Origin of the sequence: Paenibacillus tabacirhizosphaerae (assembly GCF_040812395.1) — a bacterium.
Lineage (GTDB): Bacteria > Bacillota > Bacilli > Paenibacillales > NBRC-103111 > Paenibacillus_E.
Window position 1 is genome coordinate 334,011 of sequence record NZ_JBFNXH010000004.1, and the last position, 16,604, is coordinate 350,614.

The window sequence follows — 16,604 nt, forward strand, 5'->3', positions numbered from 1 at the left end:
GTAATTGATTTTGATAATCATTATCAATATATACAGTCATGTTGGATCAACAAATGGAGGTTACGAAATGGTTCGCCTATATACAGATGAACTGAACATTGGTTATGGTGAACGGCTAATTGTGAAAAATCTCAGTGTCTCGTTTCCTGATAAAAAAATTACCACAATTATCGGAGCGAACGGCTGCGGGAAATCTACCCTATTAAAGGCGAGCACCCGAATAATTCCGCATGATTCAGGAGCCGTCGTGCTTGATGGTGAGCTGATTACCAAAGAACATACGAAGACCCTCGCTAGAAAAATGGCGATCCTCCCACAAGCCCCAGAGAGTGCAAGCGGACTTACCGTTGGAGAGTTGGTATCTTACGGCCGTTTTCCGTATCAGACAGGCTTCGGCCGCCTCACGAAAAAGGATTATGAAGTCATTGACTGGGCGCTTGAAGTGACCGGAACGAAAGAATTTAAGTATCGTCCTGTCGATGCGCTATCGGGAGGCCAACGACAGCGCGTATGGATTGCTATGGCACTTGCGCAAGAAACAGACATCATCTTCCTCGACGAGCCTACTACCTATCTGGACTTGGCGCATCAATTAGAGGTGCTGGAGCTGCTTCAAAAGCTGAACATTGAGCAAGAGCGCACGATTGTCATGGTGCTTCACGATTTGAATCAAGCTGCCCGGTTTGCTGACTATATCATCGCTCTCAAAGACGGTGAAGTTGTAAAGGCCGGGAGCTGCGAAGAAGTGATTACTCCTGAGGTGCTGAAAAAAGTGTTCCATATTGATGCCGAAATTGGCCGAGACCCTCGCACGAACAAGCCTATGTGTTTCACATACAATTTATTAAAAGGGGAAGAAAATAATGAAAAAACAAATGATTCCATTCCTGTTCTTAGTCATGCTATCCGTTAGTGCCTGCGGCAGCGGAACAGCCAAACAAGAGGGCAGCGCAGCTAACGCGGGTAACAAAGCCACAACCATCACCTATCAATCTGAAAATGGTCCCATCGATGTTCCTGCCAACCCTCAACGCGTGATTGTTCTTTCTGCTTTTGCAGGAAATGTAATGTCTCTGAACGTAAAGCTTGTCGGTGTAGAATCTTGGTCCAAAATGAACCCCCGCTTTGATAAAACACTAAAAGATGTTCAAGAAGTATCTGATGAAAGCTTGGAAAAAATTATCGAGTTGAAGCCCGACCTCATCATCGGTCTCTCCACGATTAAAAACGTTGATAAATTGAAACAGATCGCTCCCACGGTTACGTACACGTATGGGAAGGTCGATTATTTAACGCAGCATCTTGAAATCGGCAAGCTTTTGAACAAAGAAAAAGAAGCTAAAACATGGGTCGATGACTTCAAAAAACGGGCTCAAAAAGCCGGAGAGGACATTAAAGCGAAGCTCGGCGCTGACAAAACTATTTCTGTCATTGAAAGCTTCGACAAGCAGTTATACGTCTACGGCGACCACTGGGGCCGCGGTACTGAGATTCTATATCAGGAAATGAAACTCGGCATGCCTCAGAAGGTCAAAGAAATGGTTGAAAAAGACGGTTACTACGCGTTGTCTCTGGAAGTATTCCCTCAATATGCCGGCGATTACGTCATCTTAAGTAAAAATCCGGATGCTGATAATTCGTTCCAGCAAACCGATACGTACAAAAACACGCCGGCTGTTAAAAACAAACAACTATTCGAAGTAAATGCCAAAGAATTCTATTTCAACGATCCGTTAACGCTGGATTACCAACTGGACTCTTTTACGAAAAACTTGCTCGGTAAATAACGAATGATCATCAAAGAAAATCAACGTTTCATCCCCTTTGGCTATAAACTTGCAGTTGGAATCCTCGTATTCGTGGCGATGTTTGTTATTTCCCTGGTATTCGGAGCCGCTGATGCAACCGTCAGAGATGTATGGCTGGCATTAACTACTCACGCGGCTGGCGAAAAAATTTCGATCATCCGAGAAATCCGATTCCCGCGTGAAGTGGCGGCGATATTTGTCGGCGCTGCGCTAGCCGTATCCGGCGCCATCATGCAAGGCATGACGAGAAACCCGCTCGCTGACCCGGGGCTGCTAGGTTTGACTGCTGGCGCACAAGCGGCTCTTGCCTGTACGATTGCGTTCGTCCCTTCAGCCAATTACTTCAGCCTGATGATCGCTTGTTTTATCGGTGCTGCTGTGGGAGCAGTTATGGTTTTCGGGATTGGCTCGATGAAAAAGGGCGGTTTCTCTCCGCTTCGTATTGTACTGGCCGGCGCTTCGGTCTCCGCCTTTCTCTACGCTGTCTCGGAGGGTATCGGGATTTATTTCAAAATCTCTAAAGATGTATCCATGTGGACGGCTGGCGGTCTGATCGGCACTTCATGGGGCCAGCTCCAAATCATTGCCCCCTTGATTGCCCTGGGGATTGCCATATCCCTGCTGCTTTCCAAACAGCTGACCGTGCTTAGTTTAAGCGAAGAAGTGGCGGTTGGATTAGGGCAAAAGACGATTCAAGTTAAAACCGTCCTGTTCATCATCATCATTTTACTTGCAGGAGCCTCTGTGGCGCTTGTCGGCAATATGGCATTCATCGGTCTCATGATTCCTCACATTGTTCGCGCCATCGTTGGAACGGATTATCGCTTCATTATCCCGATGTCGGCTATATCCGGTGCTGCTTTCATGCTCCTTGCCGATACCCTTGGGCGGACGATCAATTCACCTTACGAAACGCCTGTAGCGGCTATTGTTGCGATGCTGGGTTTGCCTTTCTTCCTGTTCATCGTGAGTAAAGGAGGCAAGGCCTTCTCATGATCCATCCCGCTATACTTAGAAAACAACGAATTATTCTAGTCGTTTCGCTTGGGCTTATTCTGGCCACAATTCTCGTCGGGATGGGCATCGGATACTCCTCTGTGTCCTATGATAGGCTGATTCCTACGCTTCTGGGTCAGGGTACGTTCAAAGAGCATTTTGTCATCTTCTCCATTCGATTGCCTCGAATGATCGTTACCTTGCTCGCGGGCATGGCTCTGTCCTTATCCGGCGCGATCCTGCAAGGCATTACGCGCAATGATTTGGCCGATCCCGGAATCATCGGCATTAACTCGGGCGCTGGCGTCGCGATTGCACTTTTCTTTTTGTTCTTCCCTGTCAAAGCCGGGGCTTTCGTGTACGTGCTTCCGCTGGTCGCTTTTGTCGGCGCTATCGTAACGGCATGTCTCATTTACGTGTTCTCATTTAATCGCAAAGTCGGCCTGCAGCCCGTGAGATTAGTCCTGATTGGCGTCGGGTTCTCGACCGCGCTATCCGGGATTATGATTGTTATTATTTCATCGGCTGAACGTACCAAAGTCGATTTTATCGCGAAATGGTTAGCCGGCAATATCTGGGGGACGGACTGGCCCTTCATTTGGTCCATCCTGCCCTGGTTAGCTATTCTCATCCCATTTACTATCTACAAAGCAAATAAACTGAATCTCCTTGGCCTTAACGAGCCTGTGGCTATCGGTGTTGGCGTGTTAGTTGAAAAGGAACGCATCGTATTGCTTCTAACGGCTGTCGCCTTGGCGGCTTCCGCGGTTTCTGTTACAGGAGGCATTGCTTTTATTGGACTCATGGCTCCACATATGGCTAAGGCTCTAGTAGGGCCGAGAAATCAGTTATTTATCCCCGTCGCCATTCTAATTGGGGGATGGCTGTTACTATTTGCGGACACTGTCGGCCGCAATCTCGTTGACCCCGATGGTATTCCAGCGGGTATCATGGTTGCGTTGATCGGTGCGCCATACTTTATGTATTTATTATTGAAAAAATGAGAAATGGCGGTAGTCGGCTGCGTTATTGGGAATAACGCGCTCATCTACCGCCATTTTTCATAGCTACAACGTTTGTGATAATCGAACCATATCTGTGCATGGAATGCCCTGTTCAACAATGGGTTCGGCATAATGCTTAATAAAAAAATCTCTGTCAATCCAGTCCATCCGAAAGCCGCATTTTTGATAAAGTGCTAGTTGGTCTATGCTTGAATTGCCCGTACCCACCTCAATGGTTAGGTAGCCATGTTGGCGAGCCATGCATATAGCATGATTGACTAGCAGTTTACCAATGCCCCTACCTTGCTCTTCGTCACTTACAGCTATATTAACAAGTTCTATCGTTCCAGGTCTGGTTGGCAAAAGAACGTACACCCCTATGATTACGCTGTTTCGCTCCGCGATGTAACATTCACCCCGGCTCAAGTATTCCCTCACAATGATTTCCGAGGGGTCAGCTAGCAGCAATAAATCTAACGGCACCGGTTCCTCAGGTCTTAAGCCTCTGACTACAATTTCCATCTTGCTCACACTCGTCTTTCATGAACACCTAGTATTCGGATGCCTCAAAATTTTATCCCATTCAAATGACAGCGTGAAGCGCCTGCAGCGCAGCCTGCTCATCTTTCAAGAAAAATACTTGCTTCCCCTTGTTGCACTCATAGATAAAATCCTTAAGACTCTTGCTTGCATACACATCAAAATCGCCAACAATGGCAATTTTCAATTGGTAATTCGTATATTTTTGCAAAATCTCACCGGCAAGTCTGGTGCTTAAATCGAAGAAAGCTTCCGTAATATTTGCTTTATGAATAATAACTTTGTCGCATTGTTCGTTATACCTAACTGAACTCATCAAATCCAGCGCCTCTTGAACGTCACTAATGAGCACTTCTGAGCTATCTATCAGGGCTACCTTCGAACTTCCCTCTTGGTCAATGCGTATTTCCATCAAGGCTCCACCTTTCACTACCCAATCCAACTTTGGAATATTTAACCACATTATATATGGGCTTGGTTCAGATGGTCAATCAATCCCGCGCTAACCGCCTATGATTCCGCTCGAGTATGATTTAAATAACTATCTTCCAATACCGCAAATTTATCCCCATATTCTTTAATAATATGGTTTTCACCCCACGTACATAACGCATTCAAAATCGACTCCAAACTCGCCCCGTATTCACTCAATTCATATTCCACCTTCGGGGGGATTTGATTGTAAATCGTTCGGTTCACAATCCCGTCCTTCTCTAATTCTCTCAACTGCTGCGTTAACATCTTTTGCGTGATGCCGGGCATCACTCGCTTCAAATCGCTAGTTCTCTTCTTGCCATGCGTCAAATGGCAGAGGATGACGCATTTCCATTTCCCGCCGATGACTTCTAATGTTGCTTCCACCGAAATGTTATATTTTTTCTGGCTCACGCCTGTTTCCTCCTAATCATCTTACAGGTACTTTTTTGTTCCTATAGTACTTTTCAGTACCTACCACACTTGAAAGTACGTACTATCCATTTTCATTCGATTCACTCATAATAACATCTACCGGCCGGTGAATACCAACTAGGAGTGAATACAAATGTCTCTCGATAGAAAGCGAAGCACCCTGGCGCTGCTTGCCTTAGCGATAAGCGCCTTTGCCATTGGAACAACAGAGTTCATCAGCGTGGGGCTTCTGCCTCTCATTGCTGAAGACTTACAAATATCTTTGACTACTGCGGGATTAACCGTTTCTTTATATGCACTAGGCGTAACGGTGGGAGCGCCGATTCTGACTTCCTTGACCGCTAAAGTATCGCGTAAAACATTGCTGCTGGTGATTATGCTTGTCTTTATCGCAGGCAACAGCCTTGCTGCCGCGGCAGATGGCATTGCTGTTCTTCTGGCAGCCCGCGTCATCTCTGCGTTCGCACATGGTATCTTTATGTCCATCGGCTCAACCATTGCCGCCGATCTCGTGCCTGACAACCGCAGGGCCAGCGCCATTGCGATGATGTTCTCCGGCCTTACCGTAGCGACGGTTACTGGCGTGCCCTTAGGTACCTGGATTGGCCAACAAATGGGTTGGCGAACGGCCTTTATCGCGATTGTGATCATCGGCATCGTGGCTTTCATCGCTAATCTGATTCTGGTCCCTTCGAGTTTGCGCCAAGGAACCTCCACGCCGATTCGCGAGCAACTTAAAGTGATCACCAATGGACGATTGCTGCTTGCCTTCGCCATCACAGCCTTAGGCTACGGGGGAACGTTTGTCGTCTTTACTTATTTATCCCCGTTGCTCCACAGCATAACCGGATTTGACGAGAAAACGATCGTCGCCATTCTTCTTGTATACGGCATTACCATTGCCATCGGTAATAGTATCGGTGGGAAACTTGCCAATCGTAAGCCTATTGTTGCATTGTTCTATATGTTTGCTATACAAGCCATTGTCCTACTTCTGTTGACGTTCACGGCTCCGTTTAAAATTGCTGGCTTAATTACGATCCTTTTTATGGGATTGTTAGCCTTTATGAATGTGCCGGGACTTCAAGTGTATGTCGTTATTTTGGCTGAACGCTACACACCCAAGGCGGTGGATGTTGCTTCTGCCTTCAATATTGCCGCGTTTAACGCGGGCATTGCAATTGGGGCCTACTTAGGCGGTCTGATTACGAACACAATAGGCCTAATCCATACGCCATGGATTGGTTCCTTAATGGTACTGGGAGCCGTCGTCTTAACCAGATGGATGCGCGCCCTGGAGAAGCAAGATCAGACAAGCGCTCAAAGTCATAGCCGTATCGTATCCGCATAACTCATTCTAATATCTCAGGAGGCTTCTATTATGATAAACAACTTACAAGCGACTACAACATTAACCAACGGTGTTCCTATGCCCTGGTTCGGGCTCGGCGTATTTAAAGTAGAAGAAGGCGCGGAGCTGGTCCAAGCTGTACAATCAGCCATACGGCATGGGTATCGCAGCATCGATACAGCCGCCATATACGGCAATGAAACGGGGGTTGGACAAGGGATTCGAGAAGCCATTCTCGAAACGGGAATCTCTAGAGAAAAGCTCTTCGTCACTTCAAAGGTCTGGAACGCAGACCTAGGGTACGAATCCACACTGGCAGCCTATGAATTGAGTCTCAGTAAGCTCGGTTTGGATTATCTTGATTTGTATCTCATACATTGGCCTGTAAAGGGTAAATATAAAGAGGCATGGAGAGCACTGGAGACTTTATATGCCGAAGGCCGGGTAAAGGCGATTGGCGTGAGCAATTTCCAAACGCATCACCTCGAAGACTTGATGGCAGAAGCCACGATCAAACCGATGGTGAACCAAGTGGAGTTCCATCCTTATTTAGCCCAGCAACAGCTGCGCCAATTCTGCAAGGAACGAAATATTCAGCTGGAAGCATGGTCACCGCTCATGCAAGGGCAATTGCTGGATAATCCCGTGTTACAAGAAATCGCAGATCAACATGGCAAATCCGTCGCCCAAATCATACTGCGTTGGGACTTGCAGCACGGCATTGTAACGATTCCTAAGTCGACGAAAGAACACCGCATTATCGAAAATGCGTCCGTATTCGACTTTGAGCTAACGAGCGAGAATATGGCTCGCATTGACGCTTTGAACCAGAATCATCGCGTTGGCCCAGATCCCGACAACTTCGATTTCTAATTGGCCGTCGACATTGACGCCGCCTCTTTCCACAGTGAAAGAGGCGGCTTTTCGCATGGCGCCATGCGGCGGCTCACAACGCGCGCCCAGGATCCGCACCGGCACTGCCGGTAAGAATATTTTTCCTGCATATCGATTAATCATTAATAGCTTAATATTGAAGAGATATGTTTGGTTCATACAAGAAGATTTGTTCTACTTTAAAAGCAGGCATTAAATCCTTCGCAAACTCTTTAAGAGACTCCCCGATTTATAGTTACTAAAACTCCTAAACATTAATTAAGGATCAATAGTTAAATTATACCAAAAAAATAGTTGCAATAGCATCCTATATGGCGTATCATGAAATTAGTTGCAATAACATCCTATTCAAAAAAAGGGGGGATAATTTGAGCGAGCATTGGAGACAGAATGGCAAGGGCGCAGCAGAATCGCACGGTCCATACATCTCAGCCATCTACCGACACATGCAGATATTGATATCAGCTGAGTTGGCGCCATATCGAATCGGAAGCGGACAGTACATTTTCCTGATGGCGATAGCGGTTCAGCAACCAATCACTCAGAAGGAGCTAAGTGAGAAACTGCTCATTGACAAAACGACTACCGCCAAAGCGATTACCAAGCTGGAAGCAGAAGGTTACGTACGGTGGGAAGCCGATCCCGACGACAACCGCTATCATCTGCTTTATTTGACGGACTCGGGACGTGAGGTAGTACCTAATGTGCAAGAAGCGCTGGCACGCGTTAAGAACAAAACCAGGAAAGGTATTAGCGATAAGGAGTATGAGTTGCTAATAAGCCTACTGAAAATTGTGCTTCGTAATCTGACCGAGCAGGAAGAGACATAAGATGAGCTGGCACGCGGGGATCAGACTTGATGGATGAGCTGTTAACTTGGGCTGGTGTCACAAAGCCTCCTCATCGGTTCGGAAAATAAAATTGAAGGGTGAGATGAAAAATGATTAACGAGACATTTCCCTATGAGAAAAAGCGAATTCAAGTATTCGGATTAGAGATGGCATATGTGGAGGAAGGAAGCGGCGACCCGATCGTCTTCCTACACGGCAATCCGACATCCTCCTATCTCTGGCGCAACATTATTCCTTATGCCCAGAAGTTTGGCCGCTGCATTGTGCCTGATCTCATTGGAATGGGGGACTCCGCAAAGCTTCCGGATAGCGGGCCTCACGCGTACACCTTTGCCCAGCACCGCCGCTATCTTGATGAGCTACTCGATCAGCTTGGCGTGAGCGATCGTGTGACCTTCGTGGTGCACGACTGGGGATCAGCGCTGGGCTTCAACTGGAGTAAGCGCCATCCCGACGCGGTCAGAGGCATCGCTTACATGGAAGCGATTATTAAGCCGCGCAGTTGGAGTGAAATGCCGGAGAATGGACGTAAAATCTTCCAAACTCTCCGGACGCCGGAAGGGGAGCAAATGGTGCTAGAGCAAAATTCGTTCATCGAGTTCAACCTGCCGGTCGGCATATTGCGCAAGCTGACGGATGAAGAGATGGCACAGTACCGTCGACCGTTCCTGGAGCCGGGCGAAAGCCGCCGTCCAATGCTCAGCTGGGTACGACAGCTTCCTTTCGTTGAAGATTCGACTGATGTTCCAGAGATTGTCACTGAATATGGAGAATGGCTGGCGCAAAGCGCTGTTCCCAAACTATTCGTTCAATGCGCCCCCGGCTTACTGCCGCAATCCCACATCGATTTCTGCCGTACATGGCCATCGCAGACCGAAGTTACTGTGCCAGGCCGCCACTATCCCCAAGAAGACGCACCCGATGAAGTTGGCGAAGCGCTTGCCGTATGGCTGGGAAATTTGAATTAGCGTTACGTTTAACGAATTGTAAAATTGATTAAAAACAGCAGCAGTCTTGGACTTTAATTCCAAGGTTGCTGCTGTTTCTGCGTAAATTAAGGGAGACCCTGACTTGTGGCGTGCTTTGAACTGCCTTCACCCCTGGTTTTGAAGCTCAACTACACGCTTTCTCCGCATCGAAAAACTAACAATGGCCGCCGCTAACCCGAGGGCAACAATCAAGCTTGCCAGCCATGGATTATAGAGCACGGTGGAAGTAGCACTGACCATCACTCCCCCCACTCCGGCTCCTGCCGCCAATCCCAAATGAACGATCGATGTGTTCAAACTGAGAACGAGTTCGGATGAACCAGGTGCCTGTTGAATAAAATACGTTTGGATGGCCGGACCGGACACAAACATAACGAGCACCATGAGTGCAATCAACAATAGCTCGATTCCTATTGAGTCCTTAAAAAGGGGGAGCAGGGCTAGCACTGCCACATGAACGATAATGCTATACGTAATGATAGTGGAAGCTCCCCATCGATCGACGCCGTAACCGCCCAATCGCGAGCCGATGGTTCCAAAAATACCTAACACAAGCATAATCATACTAATATTTGATGCCTCCATATGAAGGATGTCCTTAATGAAAGTCGTTAGATACGTAAACAGGATGGAATTGCCCGATTCCCTGAAAAAGGTGAGCAGCAAGCCACTTACAATGACGACACTGCCCAACACTTTAAATTGTTGTCGAAAAGGTACCGGTTCGCCCCCCTCGATCTCTGGAAGAAGACGGTATATGATGCATGTAACCAGCAGGCTAAGCAGGCCTAGAATCAAGAAAATGGCTTGCCAATTCAACCAGTTGGTAATGGCTATCCCAATAGGAACACCTAGGATCATAGCACTGCTAAATCCGAGAATAATCGTCCCGATTGCACTGCCGAGTTTCTCGGCTGGCACTATTTTGGAGACCGCACCGAATGCTACGACAAGATACACGCCTGCGCTTACCCCCAGGACAACTCGGGAAATCATCAACACCGTGATATCCGAGCTGCTAGAGGAGAGCAAGCAGCCAAGGATAAAAACAACCAACGAACCCACCAGCACCTTCCTTCGTTTCAAACGGGAAGTCAGCGAGACGAGGATGGGCGTTCCGATGGCAAAAGCAAGAGAATACACGGTAACTAATTGCCCGGCTAAGGCAATGGAAATGGCTAAGTCTTTGGCAATCATGTTGAGAATACCAGAGACAACTAGCTCGGAAGTGGCTGTGAGGAATACCCCTAGCGCCAGAACATAAATAGACAGTCGATTCATACGATTCATCCCTTTCGTTATCTTTGCAAGATCACTTTATTGGATTATAATTTAGCTACAGAAACATTGTAAGAACGCAAAATATTTGGATATAATCCAATTATTTTGACTAACTAATTATAAGTAAGTAGGTGAGCTGCATGGACGCTGTACGAAATGAAGCGAATAATTCCCTTCCCATCTGTTCAGTGCTGCAAATTCTGGACTCTAAATGGTCGTTCTTGGTCATCTCTGAGCTGTCCAGCGGAGCCAAAAGGTTTAACCAGCTCCATCGGGATCTGGCCATCGTCAAAACGCAGTCTTTAACGAATGTTCTGCGGCATTTGGAGCAAAGCGGCATTGTTCAGCGTCAAGTATTCCCTACGGTACCGGTGACGGTCGAATATGCCTTGACAGAAAAGGGGCTGGATTTCCAGACATCGCTGAAGGAAATGGAAAAGTGGGCCGCCAAGTGGAATACCATGAGCTGACAACTATAGCATTCCAGCAACGTCAAATAGCCCGCACCCTGTTTTAAAGGTGCGGGCTATTTGACGTTTGCTTATCTTCTACTATTCATAATGAATGAGGCCGAGAGGATCTCTTTTTATACTTCTCTCAGAGTTTCTTCAATTGATCGATGATGTCCTGAGGCTCCATCCGTTCCATGAAGTCCGGGTTGACGTAGGCGTGGCGGACGATTCCTTCCTTATCGATAATGTACGTCGCCGGAACCGGCAGCACCCAGCGATCGCTTTTATTGAACTCAGCGAGATTCCGTTTGAGCGTATTTATGAAGGTATTTTGAAGATAATCGGGCAATTCAAACAAAATATTGTAGCTGTCGGCGACAAGTCCATTCGGATCGCTCAGCACCTCGAAGGTCAGGCTTTCTTTCTCCTGCTGGGACAACGAGCTATCGGGAGTTTGCGGAGAGACGGCAATCAGTTGGCCGCCGTGCTCCTGAATCTCCGACAGCACTTGCTGGTAAGCCCGAAGCTGGACATTGCAGAACGGGCACCAGCTGCCGCGGTAGAAGGCCAGGACAACCGGGCTTTTGGCTAGCTCGTCGTACAGGGTTACTTGCTCGCCGACCTGATTGGATAACGAAAAATTGGGCGCCTTGTCCCCTTCTTTCAAACCGAAAACGATACCGGATTGCTGTTGCTCCTTAATATGACGCAGAATCTCCACCTGAGCCTCTACGGGCACCTTAGCAGTAAAGCCCGCCTTTGTTTGTTCCAGTTGTTCTTTAACCGACATGGTACAACTCTCCTTTTTGAATTAAATGATGGAGCTTAAGTATCGAATATCCCGCCCTCTCCCTATTTCATACAATAAAAGATACCGAACGGTTTCTTTTATTGTAGCATACATCCAGTAAATGGCAAGGGTACAATTGTAAATTTGTTATATTGAATAATTGGAATATTGTTCGAGCGGCGGACTAGCCCCATCATTTAGACCAAGTCCCGTTACGAGCCGCTCGCTCGATTGCGATCCATCAGATTACGAATCGTCTCTGCAATTGCATGTTCGTGCGGCGTCCAAGAGATCGGTCCGATCAATCGTTCATACTTGTCACCGCTCAGTAAGAAAGGTTCCTCGGTGAGGTAGAGCATTTCTACAACTTCTCTCATCACGGGATTAAACAGTCCAAGAAGTTTCAGGGCGTTGCGGCCGAGAGGGATAACTGCCTTGCGTTGCCCGCTCGCCTGCTGTGCGATGTCTACCAATTCGCGGCCAGATAGGACGCCGGGACCTGGAATGTGCCAATTCTGCCGATAGGCGTCTTCTCGTCCGGCGATCTCTACAATCATTCGCGCCGCATCGGGCAAATACACATATTCACGCGGGATGTTCATGTTCCCAATGAAGGCCGTCAGCTTGCCGGCCGCGATCGCTTCCATCGTTACGGAGAGATAGGATGCCTGCGCAGAAGGTCCATAATAGTCCGGCAGCCTTACAATAAGCGGCTTCGCCTTATGCCACCGCTGGTCGAACAGCAACTCCTCATAGGCAAGCCTTACTTTGCCCTTGCGAGTATGGGGACGCTTGGGGTGGTCCTCTGCGGCCTTCGCCATGGTCGTCCTTCTGCCATAGGGATAGATCCCATCCACGATAACTACCTTTGCCCCCAGACTGCTCGCGGCTTGCATCACCGATTCTCCGAGCGGCAAGAGCCGTGCCTCCATCTCATGATAAGGAATATTAGCACTATGGAAAATTACATCAGCCCCGCTGGCAGCCCTGGCGATATCCTCCGGATTAAAAGCATCGCCTGTCACAAGGCGAAGGTTAGAAGGAGTGCCGAGCTCCTCGGCCAGACTCTCCAGCTTCCTCATCGATCGGCCGAAAGCTACGGTTTCCACTCCTCTTTTAACCAATTCCTCCGTCAGTGGACTCCCTACCCCGCCAGTCGCTCCCAGTACAATTGCCTTTTTCATACGTATAACCCTCTTTCATATTTTATTATTGATTAACCAATTACTAATGCTTAAAAAAATCACTGCTTCTTCACCATCAAATCCGGCATCTCCATCACAATAACCACATGATTTATTATTGATTGACCAATTACTAATTGAATAGAGTATATGTCATCCTTCCACTATTTTCAATATAAAATCTTTTCGTAACCGCGGTACTCCCATGTGTATAGCTTACCAGAGGTGAAGTCACCCCTGGTCGCCTAGCATCGCGCCGGCAATCGTCAAAAAATCTTCCCGGTTGATCTCAAAATGCCCGTAGCGGAAGGTATATCCCCAATTCCGGTTGCCACGCGTGAAACTAAGCTGTTCCAGCAGATTGGCTATCTTCACTTCCCGACACGGCTTGTAACGGATGTCTCGACGAAATGGCACAAAGGTTTCCGACATTTGATATTCATAAACGGTGTCGTTCACGACCTGCCCGATAGCCGTGAACGCCTGAAGCGCCTCTCCTTTCCCCATCTCTTTCCGCGGAGAATAGTAAATCAGCCAGTCGCCAGCATGCATGCGCCGCAAAGGCGCTGACTTGCCGTGACAGAGCTGGGCAAACCCGCCCTGCACCCCCCGCTCAACATGAGAAGCAGATACGACGCCAACCCAGTAGCGGCTTTGTTCATTAATTGGTTCCAACAGCATATTATTATGTTCGCCTCCATTTTCCACAACTTCATCACCTAATCTCACTATACGACAACGCCACTGACAACTGTCTGTCAGTGGCGTTATTATATAAGCTTAAAAAGCCCGGTCGTTACGAAGTTTCGGCTGTTGCCAAATTCAGTACGGGTAAGGGGAACAATAGGCAAGACTATGAACTGGAGACAAATGCAGCAACGATTGAACTATTTGAATAACACTTTCTCTATATTGTATTTGGCCTGCAATTTATTAATTATATACGTCTCATAGATTTCTCTATCGAGGGGGTCCTCAACAACGCAAACATCAATTTTCACTACTTCTTCTCTATTATTTTTGATTGGGGATACGGTATCTTCAAAATGTTTCTTAATCCTTGGTCTTAGCTTCCTTGCTTTGCCAGCGAGCAATAATTCATCATTTTCGTTGAAAAACATAAAAATACCACCCTTATCTCTCGGAATCAGGTGAAAATCCGTAAACCCGTAAATATGACTTAGCTCGGGTGCAACCTGTTTGGTAATAGAAACATCTGGTGTTGGAATGGTAATGTTGATCATTTTCGTTCACTTCTCCCCCATAAAATTTCAGATCTTTTTAACAAATTCGGATTTTAACTTCATCGCTCCAAAACTATCAATTTTACAGTCGATATCATGATCTCCGTCAATCAAACGTATATTTTTTACTTTCGTCCCTATTTTTATGACTAATGAACTTCCTTTTACCTTAAGGTCTTTGATGACTGTTACTGAATCGCCATCCTTTAAAATATTCCCATTCGCATCTTTGATAATCCTTGTGTCTTCAGGATGTTCGGTTTCTGCTTGTAACGTCCACTCATGAGCACATTCTGGGCACATATAAAGGCTGCCGTCTTCGTACGTATAGGCTGAGTTGCACTTTGGACAATTTGGCAAATTCGACATTGGTATCGTGCCCTCCATTTCTTATAAAGTTCCCGTTACAAGTATAGGGGATATTCAGCAACGATTCCACTACAAACAAAAGCCCGCTTCGGCCTTTACAAACGGCTTAGCGGGCTTTCCTGCTAATCTTATTTTATGACAATAGGATGTGCTTCAACGCGGTTAAACGTATCTCCATCCGTAGATCCGTCTATCATGAAATCAATGGTCTTGATATCATCCAAGTTAGAGTCTACTTTAACTACAATTTTCCCTTTTTTCACATCCTGATTGGCATATTTACCGTCCAAGTCATCCGAGTATGAGATGGGATTGCTGATTTCAATGATTTCATTCTTGTTCAATTGTATTTTCCCCTTTGTCGGGGACCAGCTTAATTTCGAGTAAGATGTGTTTTCGATACTGACATCCATGATGATGGCATGTATAGGGTTCGGAGTCTTACTGTTCTGGTAAGCTGTATCCAAGGTTACATTGGAAATTTTCATCATCAACGACCCCGACCACACAGTGCTATCCACTTGATAAGTTTTCGTTGATTTGATATTAATCGTGCGGTTGGTTTCATCCCATTTCACATCGGCTCCCAGCGCTTCCGACACCGTGCGTAAGGGCACATAACTCGAACCATTGATAATCTGAATATCGGCGTTAACTTGCTTTCCATGAACAAAAAGTCGAATATCCGACGATGCATATACGCCGATTCCTATACCAAATATCAGGATGAAAGACATACAGATGATGAGTACTGTTTTATTCAATTTTAACTATCTCCTTCATTTGGGATTTAGTTGCTCCAGGAGATAATTCGACATTATTTGGAATTTTCCTGCCAGTTCGACATGTAGAATGGGTAAACCATCTGTCGGGGAAAGTAAAACGCCTCGCGGCGTCCTTGGTATAAAACCATATGTTGGCGCATGGGGAGTGGACTTAAGACTGGGGTTCCGCGCTAACGCTTCTCCAGTCCCATCCCCTCTGTTCTACTTTGTGCTGCCTTCCACTTCTCTTTTCCATCACCGGTTATCGCCCAGCTGTTACGACGGAACTACAGTACGTTATTTCTTTAAATTTCCTGTTTTTTTACCATGACGAGGAACTAGGATGCGTTAAACAGGTAATTGCTAGCGTGTAATCCCAAATTTCTTCTGCATAACGTACTGCAGTTCCGCGAAATGCCCATTCAAGCCTATATGACTAGCCATAACGCACCGTAGTTCCGCTAGCCTGCTCATGATATGTCTTTCAAAGAATCCCATGGTTCGATGAACCGCTTACAGTACCATCTCTCCAAACCAAGCTTGTTCCCTTAAAACAACATATAAACTCTATAACCCAATAAAAACCCTCCACGGAAGGAGGTTTTTTAACCTACTTATTTCTGATCTTGCGGACTCATAAATTTCTCAAAAGCCTTCTCAAACTCATCCTTGGTTGCGGCTTGTTTATAGAAAAACACGCCATTCACGTCCCTGATTTCATGTTCTTCAAGATTAATTGCTTCATACAGATTAGCAACATCATCTGGCGATCCTTCGACAACAATTTCGACGCCTTTTATTTTTGGTGAAACGATATAGGCAACTTTGTACTTCGAAGACGAGGCATGGAACAGAATAAAGGTACCCTTACGTGTCATATAATCAAGCTTTTCCGGATAGGTTCTTTTAGTCCCGCATGGCAATTTATACGATGACATTAGCGACATTTTGGGCATATCTCCTTTTAAATTAAGTAGGTAAGTCTGTATTGATTCTTATTTTATCATTTCTTGGCAGTTGCCGACAGCGACAAGCCCACCTTCTACGCTATACCGGCTAACAATGTCCCGTTTTTAGCGTAATGGGGGCGTTAGTGGATCGAAAAAGCCATTCGAAGTCATCTATTTGTTGTGGTGGTATGCGGGGCCTATGAATCATATTCCTTATATGAATATGGA

The 16,604-nt window shown here is 46.6% G+C and carries 20 protein-coding genes; 9 read left to right on the forward strand and 11 right to left on the reverse strand.

The genetic code is table 11. From position 1 onward, the window contains the following. The first annotated feature begins 67 nt into the window (after positions 1 to 67). Genes ABRS97_RS10025 through ABRS97_RS10040 form a run of 4 tightly spaced genes read left to right on the forward strand, consistent with a single transcriptional unit; the run spans position 68 to position 3,808 of the window. The gene (locus ABRS97_RS10025) at positions 68 to 913 is read left to right on the forward strand and encodes an ABC transporter ATP-binding protein (protein ID WP_367813389.1); all 846 of its coding nucleotides are present in this window, start codon (positions 68 to 70) and stop codon (positions 911 to 913) included. Further along, positions 864 to 1,787 (forward strand): iron-hydroxamate ABC transporter substrate-binding protein, encoded by a 924-nt coding sequence (locus ABRS97_RS10030; protein ID WP_367813390.1) that lies wholly within the window; start codon positions 864 to 866, stop codon positions 1,785 to 1,787. Before ABRS97_RS10025 ends, ABRS97_RS10030 begins: the two co-directional genes overlap by 50 nt. 3 nt (positions 1,788 to 1,790) lie before the next feature. Then, a complete protein-coding gene (locus tag ABRS97_RS10035) occupies positions 1,791 to 2,804 on the forward strand; it encodes a FecCD family ABC transporter permease (protein ID WP_483312439.1) in 1,014 nt (337 codons plus the stop codon). Then, positions 2,801 to 3,808 carry a FecCD family ABC transporter permease gene (locus ABRS97_RS10040; protein ID WP_367813392.1) on the forward strand — a complete coding sequence of 336 codons (1,008 nt, stop codon included), beginning with the start codon at positions 2,801 to 2,803 and terminating at the stop codon, positions 3,806 to 3,808. The genes ABRS97_RS10035 and ABRS97_RS10040 overlap by 4 nt, the downstream gene beginning before the upstream one ends. Positions 3,809 to 3,871: 63 nt before the next feature. Here ABRS97_RS10040 and ABRS97_RS10045 read toward each other — a convergent pair whose 3' ends face one another. The 3 genes from ABRS97_RS10045 to ABRS97_RS10055 form a co-directional block, all read right to left on the reverse strand. Beyond that, entirely contained in the window at positions 3,872 to 4,324 is a 453-nt protein-coding gene (locus ABRS97_RS10045; protein WP_367813637.1) for a GNAT family N-acetyltransferase, read from the reverse strand. 67 nt (positions 4,325 to 4,391) lie between these two features. Further along, complete coding sequence (locus tag ABRS97_RS10050) at positions 4,392 to 4,760, reverse strand: DUF4180 domain-containing protein (RefSeq protein ID WP_367813394.1); 369 nt, start codon at positions 4,758 to 4,760, stop codon at positions 4,392 to 4,394. A 98-nt stretch (positions 4,761 to 4,858) separates the two neighbouring features. Then, positions 4,859 to 5,236 carry a winged helix-turn-helix transcriptional regulator gene (locus tag ABRS97_RS10055; protein ID WP_367813395.1) on the reverse strand — a complete coding sequence of 126 codons (378 nt, stop codon included), beginning with the start codon at positions 5,234 to 5,236 and terminating at the stop codon, positions 4,859 to 4,861. A 154-nt stretch (positions 5,237 to 5,390) separates the two neighbouring features. Here ABRS97_RS10055 and ABRS97_RS10060 point away from each other — a divergent pair, with 154 nt between their 5' ends. The 4 genes from ABRS97_RS10060 (at position 5,391) to ABRS97_RS10075 (ending at position 9,321) form a co-directional block, all read left to right on the forward strand. Beyond that, positions 5,391 to 6,608, forward strand: coding sequence for an MFS transporter (locus ABRS97_RS10060; RefSeq protein ID WP_367813396.1), 1,218 nt, complete (start codon positions 5,391 to 5,393; stop codon positions 6,606 to 6,608). A 30-nt stretch (positions 6,609 to 6,638) separates the two neighbouring features. Further along, positions 6,639 to 7,481: an aldo/keto reductase gene (locus ABRS97_RS10065; protein ID WP_367813397.1), complete on the forward strand. Its 843-nt coding sequence runs from the start codon at positions 6,639 to 6,641 to the stop codon at positions 7,479 to 7,481. A 389-nt stretch (positions 7,482 to 7,870) separates the two neighbouring features. Then, positions 7,871 to 8,332 (forward strand): MarR family winged helix-turn-helix transcriptional regulator, encoded by a 462-nt coding sequence (locus ABRS97_RS10070; protein ID WP_367813399.1) that lies wholly within the window; start codon positions 7,871 to 7,873, stop codon positions 8,330 to 8,332. Positions 8,333 to 8,442: 110 nt separating this feature from the next. Next, positions 8,443 to 9,321, forward strand: a complete 879-nt coding sequence (locus ABRS97_RS10075) for a haloalkane dehalogenase (RefSeq protein ID WP_367813401.1) — start codon at positions 8,443 to 8,445, stop codon at positions 9,319 to 9,321. A 126-nt stretch (positions 9,322 to 9,447) separates the two neighbouring features. Here the strand turns inward: ABRS97_RS10075 and ABRS97_RS10080 are convergent, their stop codons facing one another. Next, complete coding sequence (locus ABRS97_RS10080; protein ID WP_367813403.1) at positions 9,448 to 10,623, reverse strand: MFS transporter; 1,176 nt, start codon at positions 10,621 to 10,623, stop codon at positions 9,448 to 9,450. 140 nt (positions 10,624 to 10,763) lie between these two features. On the opposite strand from ABRS97_RS10080, the gene ABRS97_RS10085 reads away from it, so the two are divergent. Next, entirely contained in the window at positions 10,764 to 11,093 is a 330-nt protein-coding gene (locus ABRS97_RS10085) for a winged helix-turn-helix transcriptional regulator (protein WP_367813405.1), read from the forward strand. Between the two features lie 127 nt (positions 11,094 to 11,220). Here the strand turns inward: ABRS97_RS10085 and ABRS97_RS10090 are convergent, their stop codons facing one another. The 7 genes from ABRS97_RS10090 to ABRS97_RS10120 form a co-directional block, all read right to left on the reverse strand. Continuing rightward, the gene (locus ABRS97_RS10090; RefSeq protein WP_367813407.1) at positions 11,221 to 11,865 is read right to left on the reverse strand and encodes a peroxiredoxin family protein; all 645 of its coding nucleotides are present in this window, start codon (positions 11,863 to 11,865) and stop codon (positions 11,221 to 11,223) included. 212 nt (positions 11,866 to 12,077) lie between these two features. Beyond that, positions 12,078 to 13,049 carry an SDR family NAD(P)-dependent oxidoreductase gene (locus ABRS97_RS10095; protein WP_367813408.1) on the reverse strand — a complete coding sequence of 324 codons (972 nt, stop codon included), beginning with the start codon at positions 13,047 to 13,049 and terminating at the stop codon, positions 12,078 to 12,080. A gap of 231 nt (positions 13,050 to 13,280) precedes the next feature. Next, the gene (locus ABRS97_RS10100; protein ID WP_367813639.1) at positions 13,281 to 13,730 is read right to left on the reverse strand and encodes an EVE domain-containing protein; all 450 of its coding nucleotides are present in this window, start codon (positions 13,728 to 13,730) and stop codon (positions 13,281 to 13,283) included. Positions 13,731 to 13,936: 206 nt separating this feature from the next. Then, the gene (locus tag ABRS97_RS10105; protein ID WP_367813409.1) at positions 13,937 to 14,293 is read right to left on the reverse strand and encodes a nucleotide excision repair endonuclease; all 357 of its coding nucleotides are present in this window, start codon (positions 14,291 to 14,293) and stop codon (positions 13,937 to 13,939) included. A gap of 27 nt (positions 14,294 to 14,320) precedes the next feature. After that, positions 14,321 to 14,662: a zinc ribbon domain-containing protein YjdM gene (locus tag ABRS97_RS10110; protein WP_367813410.1), complete on the reverse strand. Its 342-nt coding sequence runs from the start codon at positions 14,660 to 14,662 to the stop codon at positions 14,321 to 14,323. Between the two features lie 128 nt (positions 14,663 to 14,790). Beyond that, a complete protein-coding gene (locus ABRS97_RS10115) occupies positions 14,791 to 15,426 on the reverse strand; it encodes a stalk domain-containing protein (RefSeq protein ID WP_367813412.1) in 636 nt (211 codons plus the stop codon). 614 nt (positions 15,427 to 16,040) lie between these two features. Beyond that, complete coding sequence (locus tag ABRS97_RS10120) at positions 16,041 to 16,373, reverse strand: hypothetical protein (protein ID WP_367813414.1); 333 nt, start codon at positions 16,371 to 16,373, stop codon at positions 16,041 to 16,043. Between the last annotated feature and the right edge of the window lie 231 nt (positions 16,374 to 16,604).

Coding starts and splice junctions, on each gene's coding strand:
- ABRS97_RS10075 (WP_367813401.1), top strand. CDS start 8,443: ATGATTAACGAGACATTTCCCTATGAGAAAAAGCGAATTCAAGTATTC.
- ABRS97_RS10095 (WP_367813408.1), bottom strand. CDS start 13,049: ATGAAAAAGGCAATTGTACTGGGAGCGACTGGCGGGGTAGGGAGTCCA.
- ABRS97_RS10065 (WP_367813397.1), top strand. CDS start 6,639: ATGATAAACAACTTACAAGCGACTACAACATTAACCAACGGTGTTCCT.
- ABRS97_RS10100 (WP_367813639.1), bottom strand. CDS start 13,730: ATGCTGTTGGAACCAATTAATGAACAAAGCCGCTACTGGGTTGGCGTC.
- ABRS97_RS10035 (WP_483312439.1), top strand. CDS start 1,791: ATGATCATCAAAGAAAATCAACGTTTCATCCCCTTTGGCTATAAACTT.
- ABRS97_RS10110 (WP_367813410.1), bottom strand. CDS start 14,662: ATGTCGAATTTGCCAAATTGTCCAAAGTGCAACTCAGCCTATACGTAC.
- ABRS97_RS10120 (WP_367813414.1), bottom strand. CDS start 16,373: ATGTCGCTAATGTCATCGTATAAATTGCCATGCGGGACTAAAAGAACC.
- ABRS97_RS10025 (WP_367813389.1), top strand. CDS start 68: ATGGTTCGCCTATATACAGATGAACTGAACATTGGTTATGGTGAACGG.
- ABRS97_RS10060 (WP_367813396.1), top strand. CDS start 5,391: ATGTCTCTCGATAGAAAGCGAAGCACCCTGGCGCTGCTTGCCTTAGCG.
- ABRS97_RS10080 (WP_367813403.1), bottom strand. CDS start 10,623: ATGAATCGACTGTCTATTTATGTTCTGGCGCTAGGGGTATTCCTCACA.
- ABRS97_RS10105 (WP_367813409.1), bottom strand. CDS start 14,293: ATGATCAACATTACCATTCCAACACCAGATGTTTCTATTACCAAACAG.
- ABRS97_RS10090 (WP_367813407.1), bottom strand. CDS start 11,865: ATGTCGGTTAAAGAACAACTGGAACAAACAAAGGCGGGCTTTACTGCT.
- ABRS97_RS10040 (WP_367813392.1), top strand. CDS start 2,801: ATGATCCATCCCGCTATACTTAGAAAACAACGAATTATTCTAGTCGTT.
- ABRS97_RS10050 (WP_367813394.1), bottom strand. CDS start 4,760: ATGGAAATACGCATTGACCAAGAGGGAAGTTCGAAGGTAGCCCTGATA.
- ABRS97_RS10085 (WP_367813405.1), top strand. CDS start 10,764: ATGGACGCTGTACGAAATGAAGCGAATAATTCCCTTCCCATCTGTTCA.
- ABRS97_RS10030 (WP_367813390.1), top strand. CDS start 864: ATGAAAAAACAAATGATTCCATTCCTGTTCTTAGTCATGCTATCCGTT.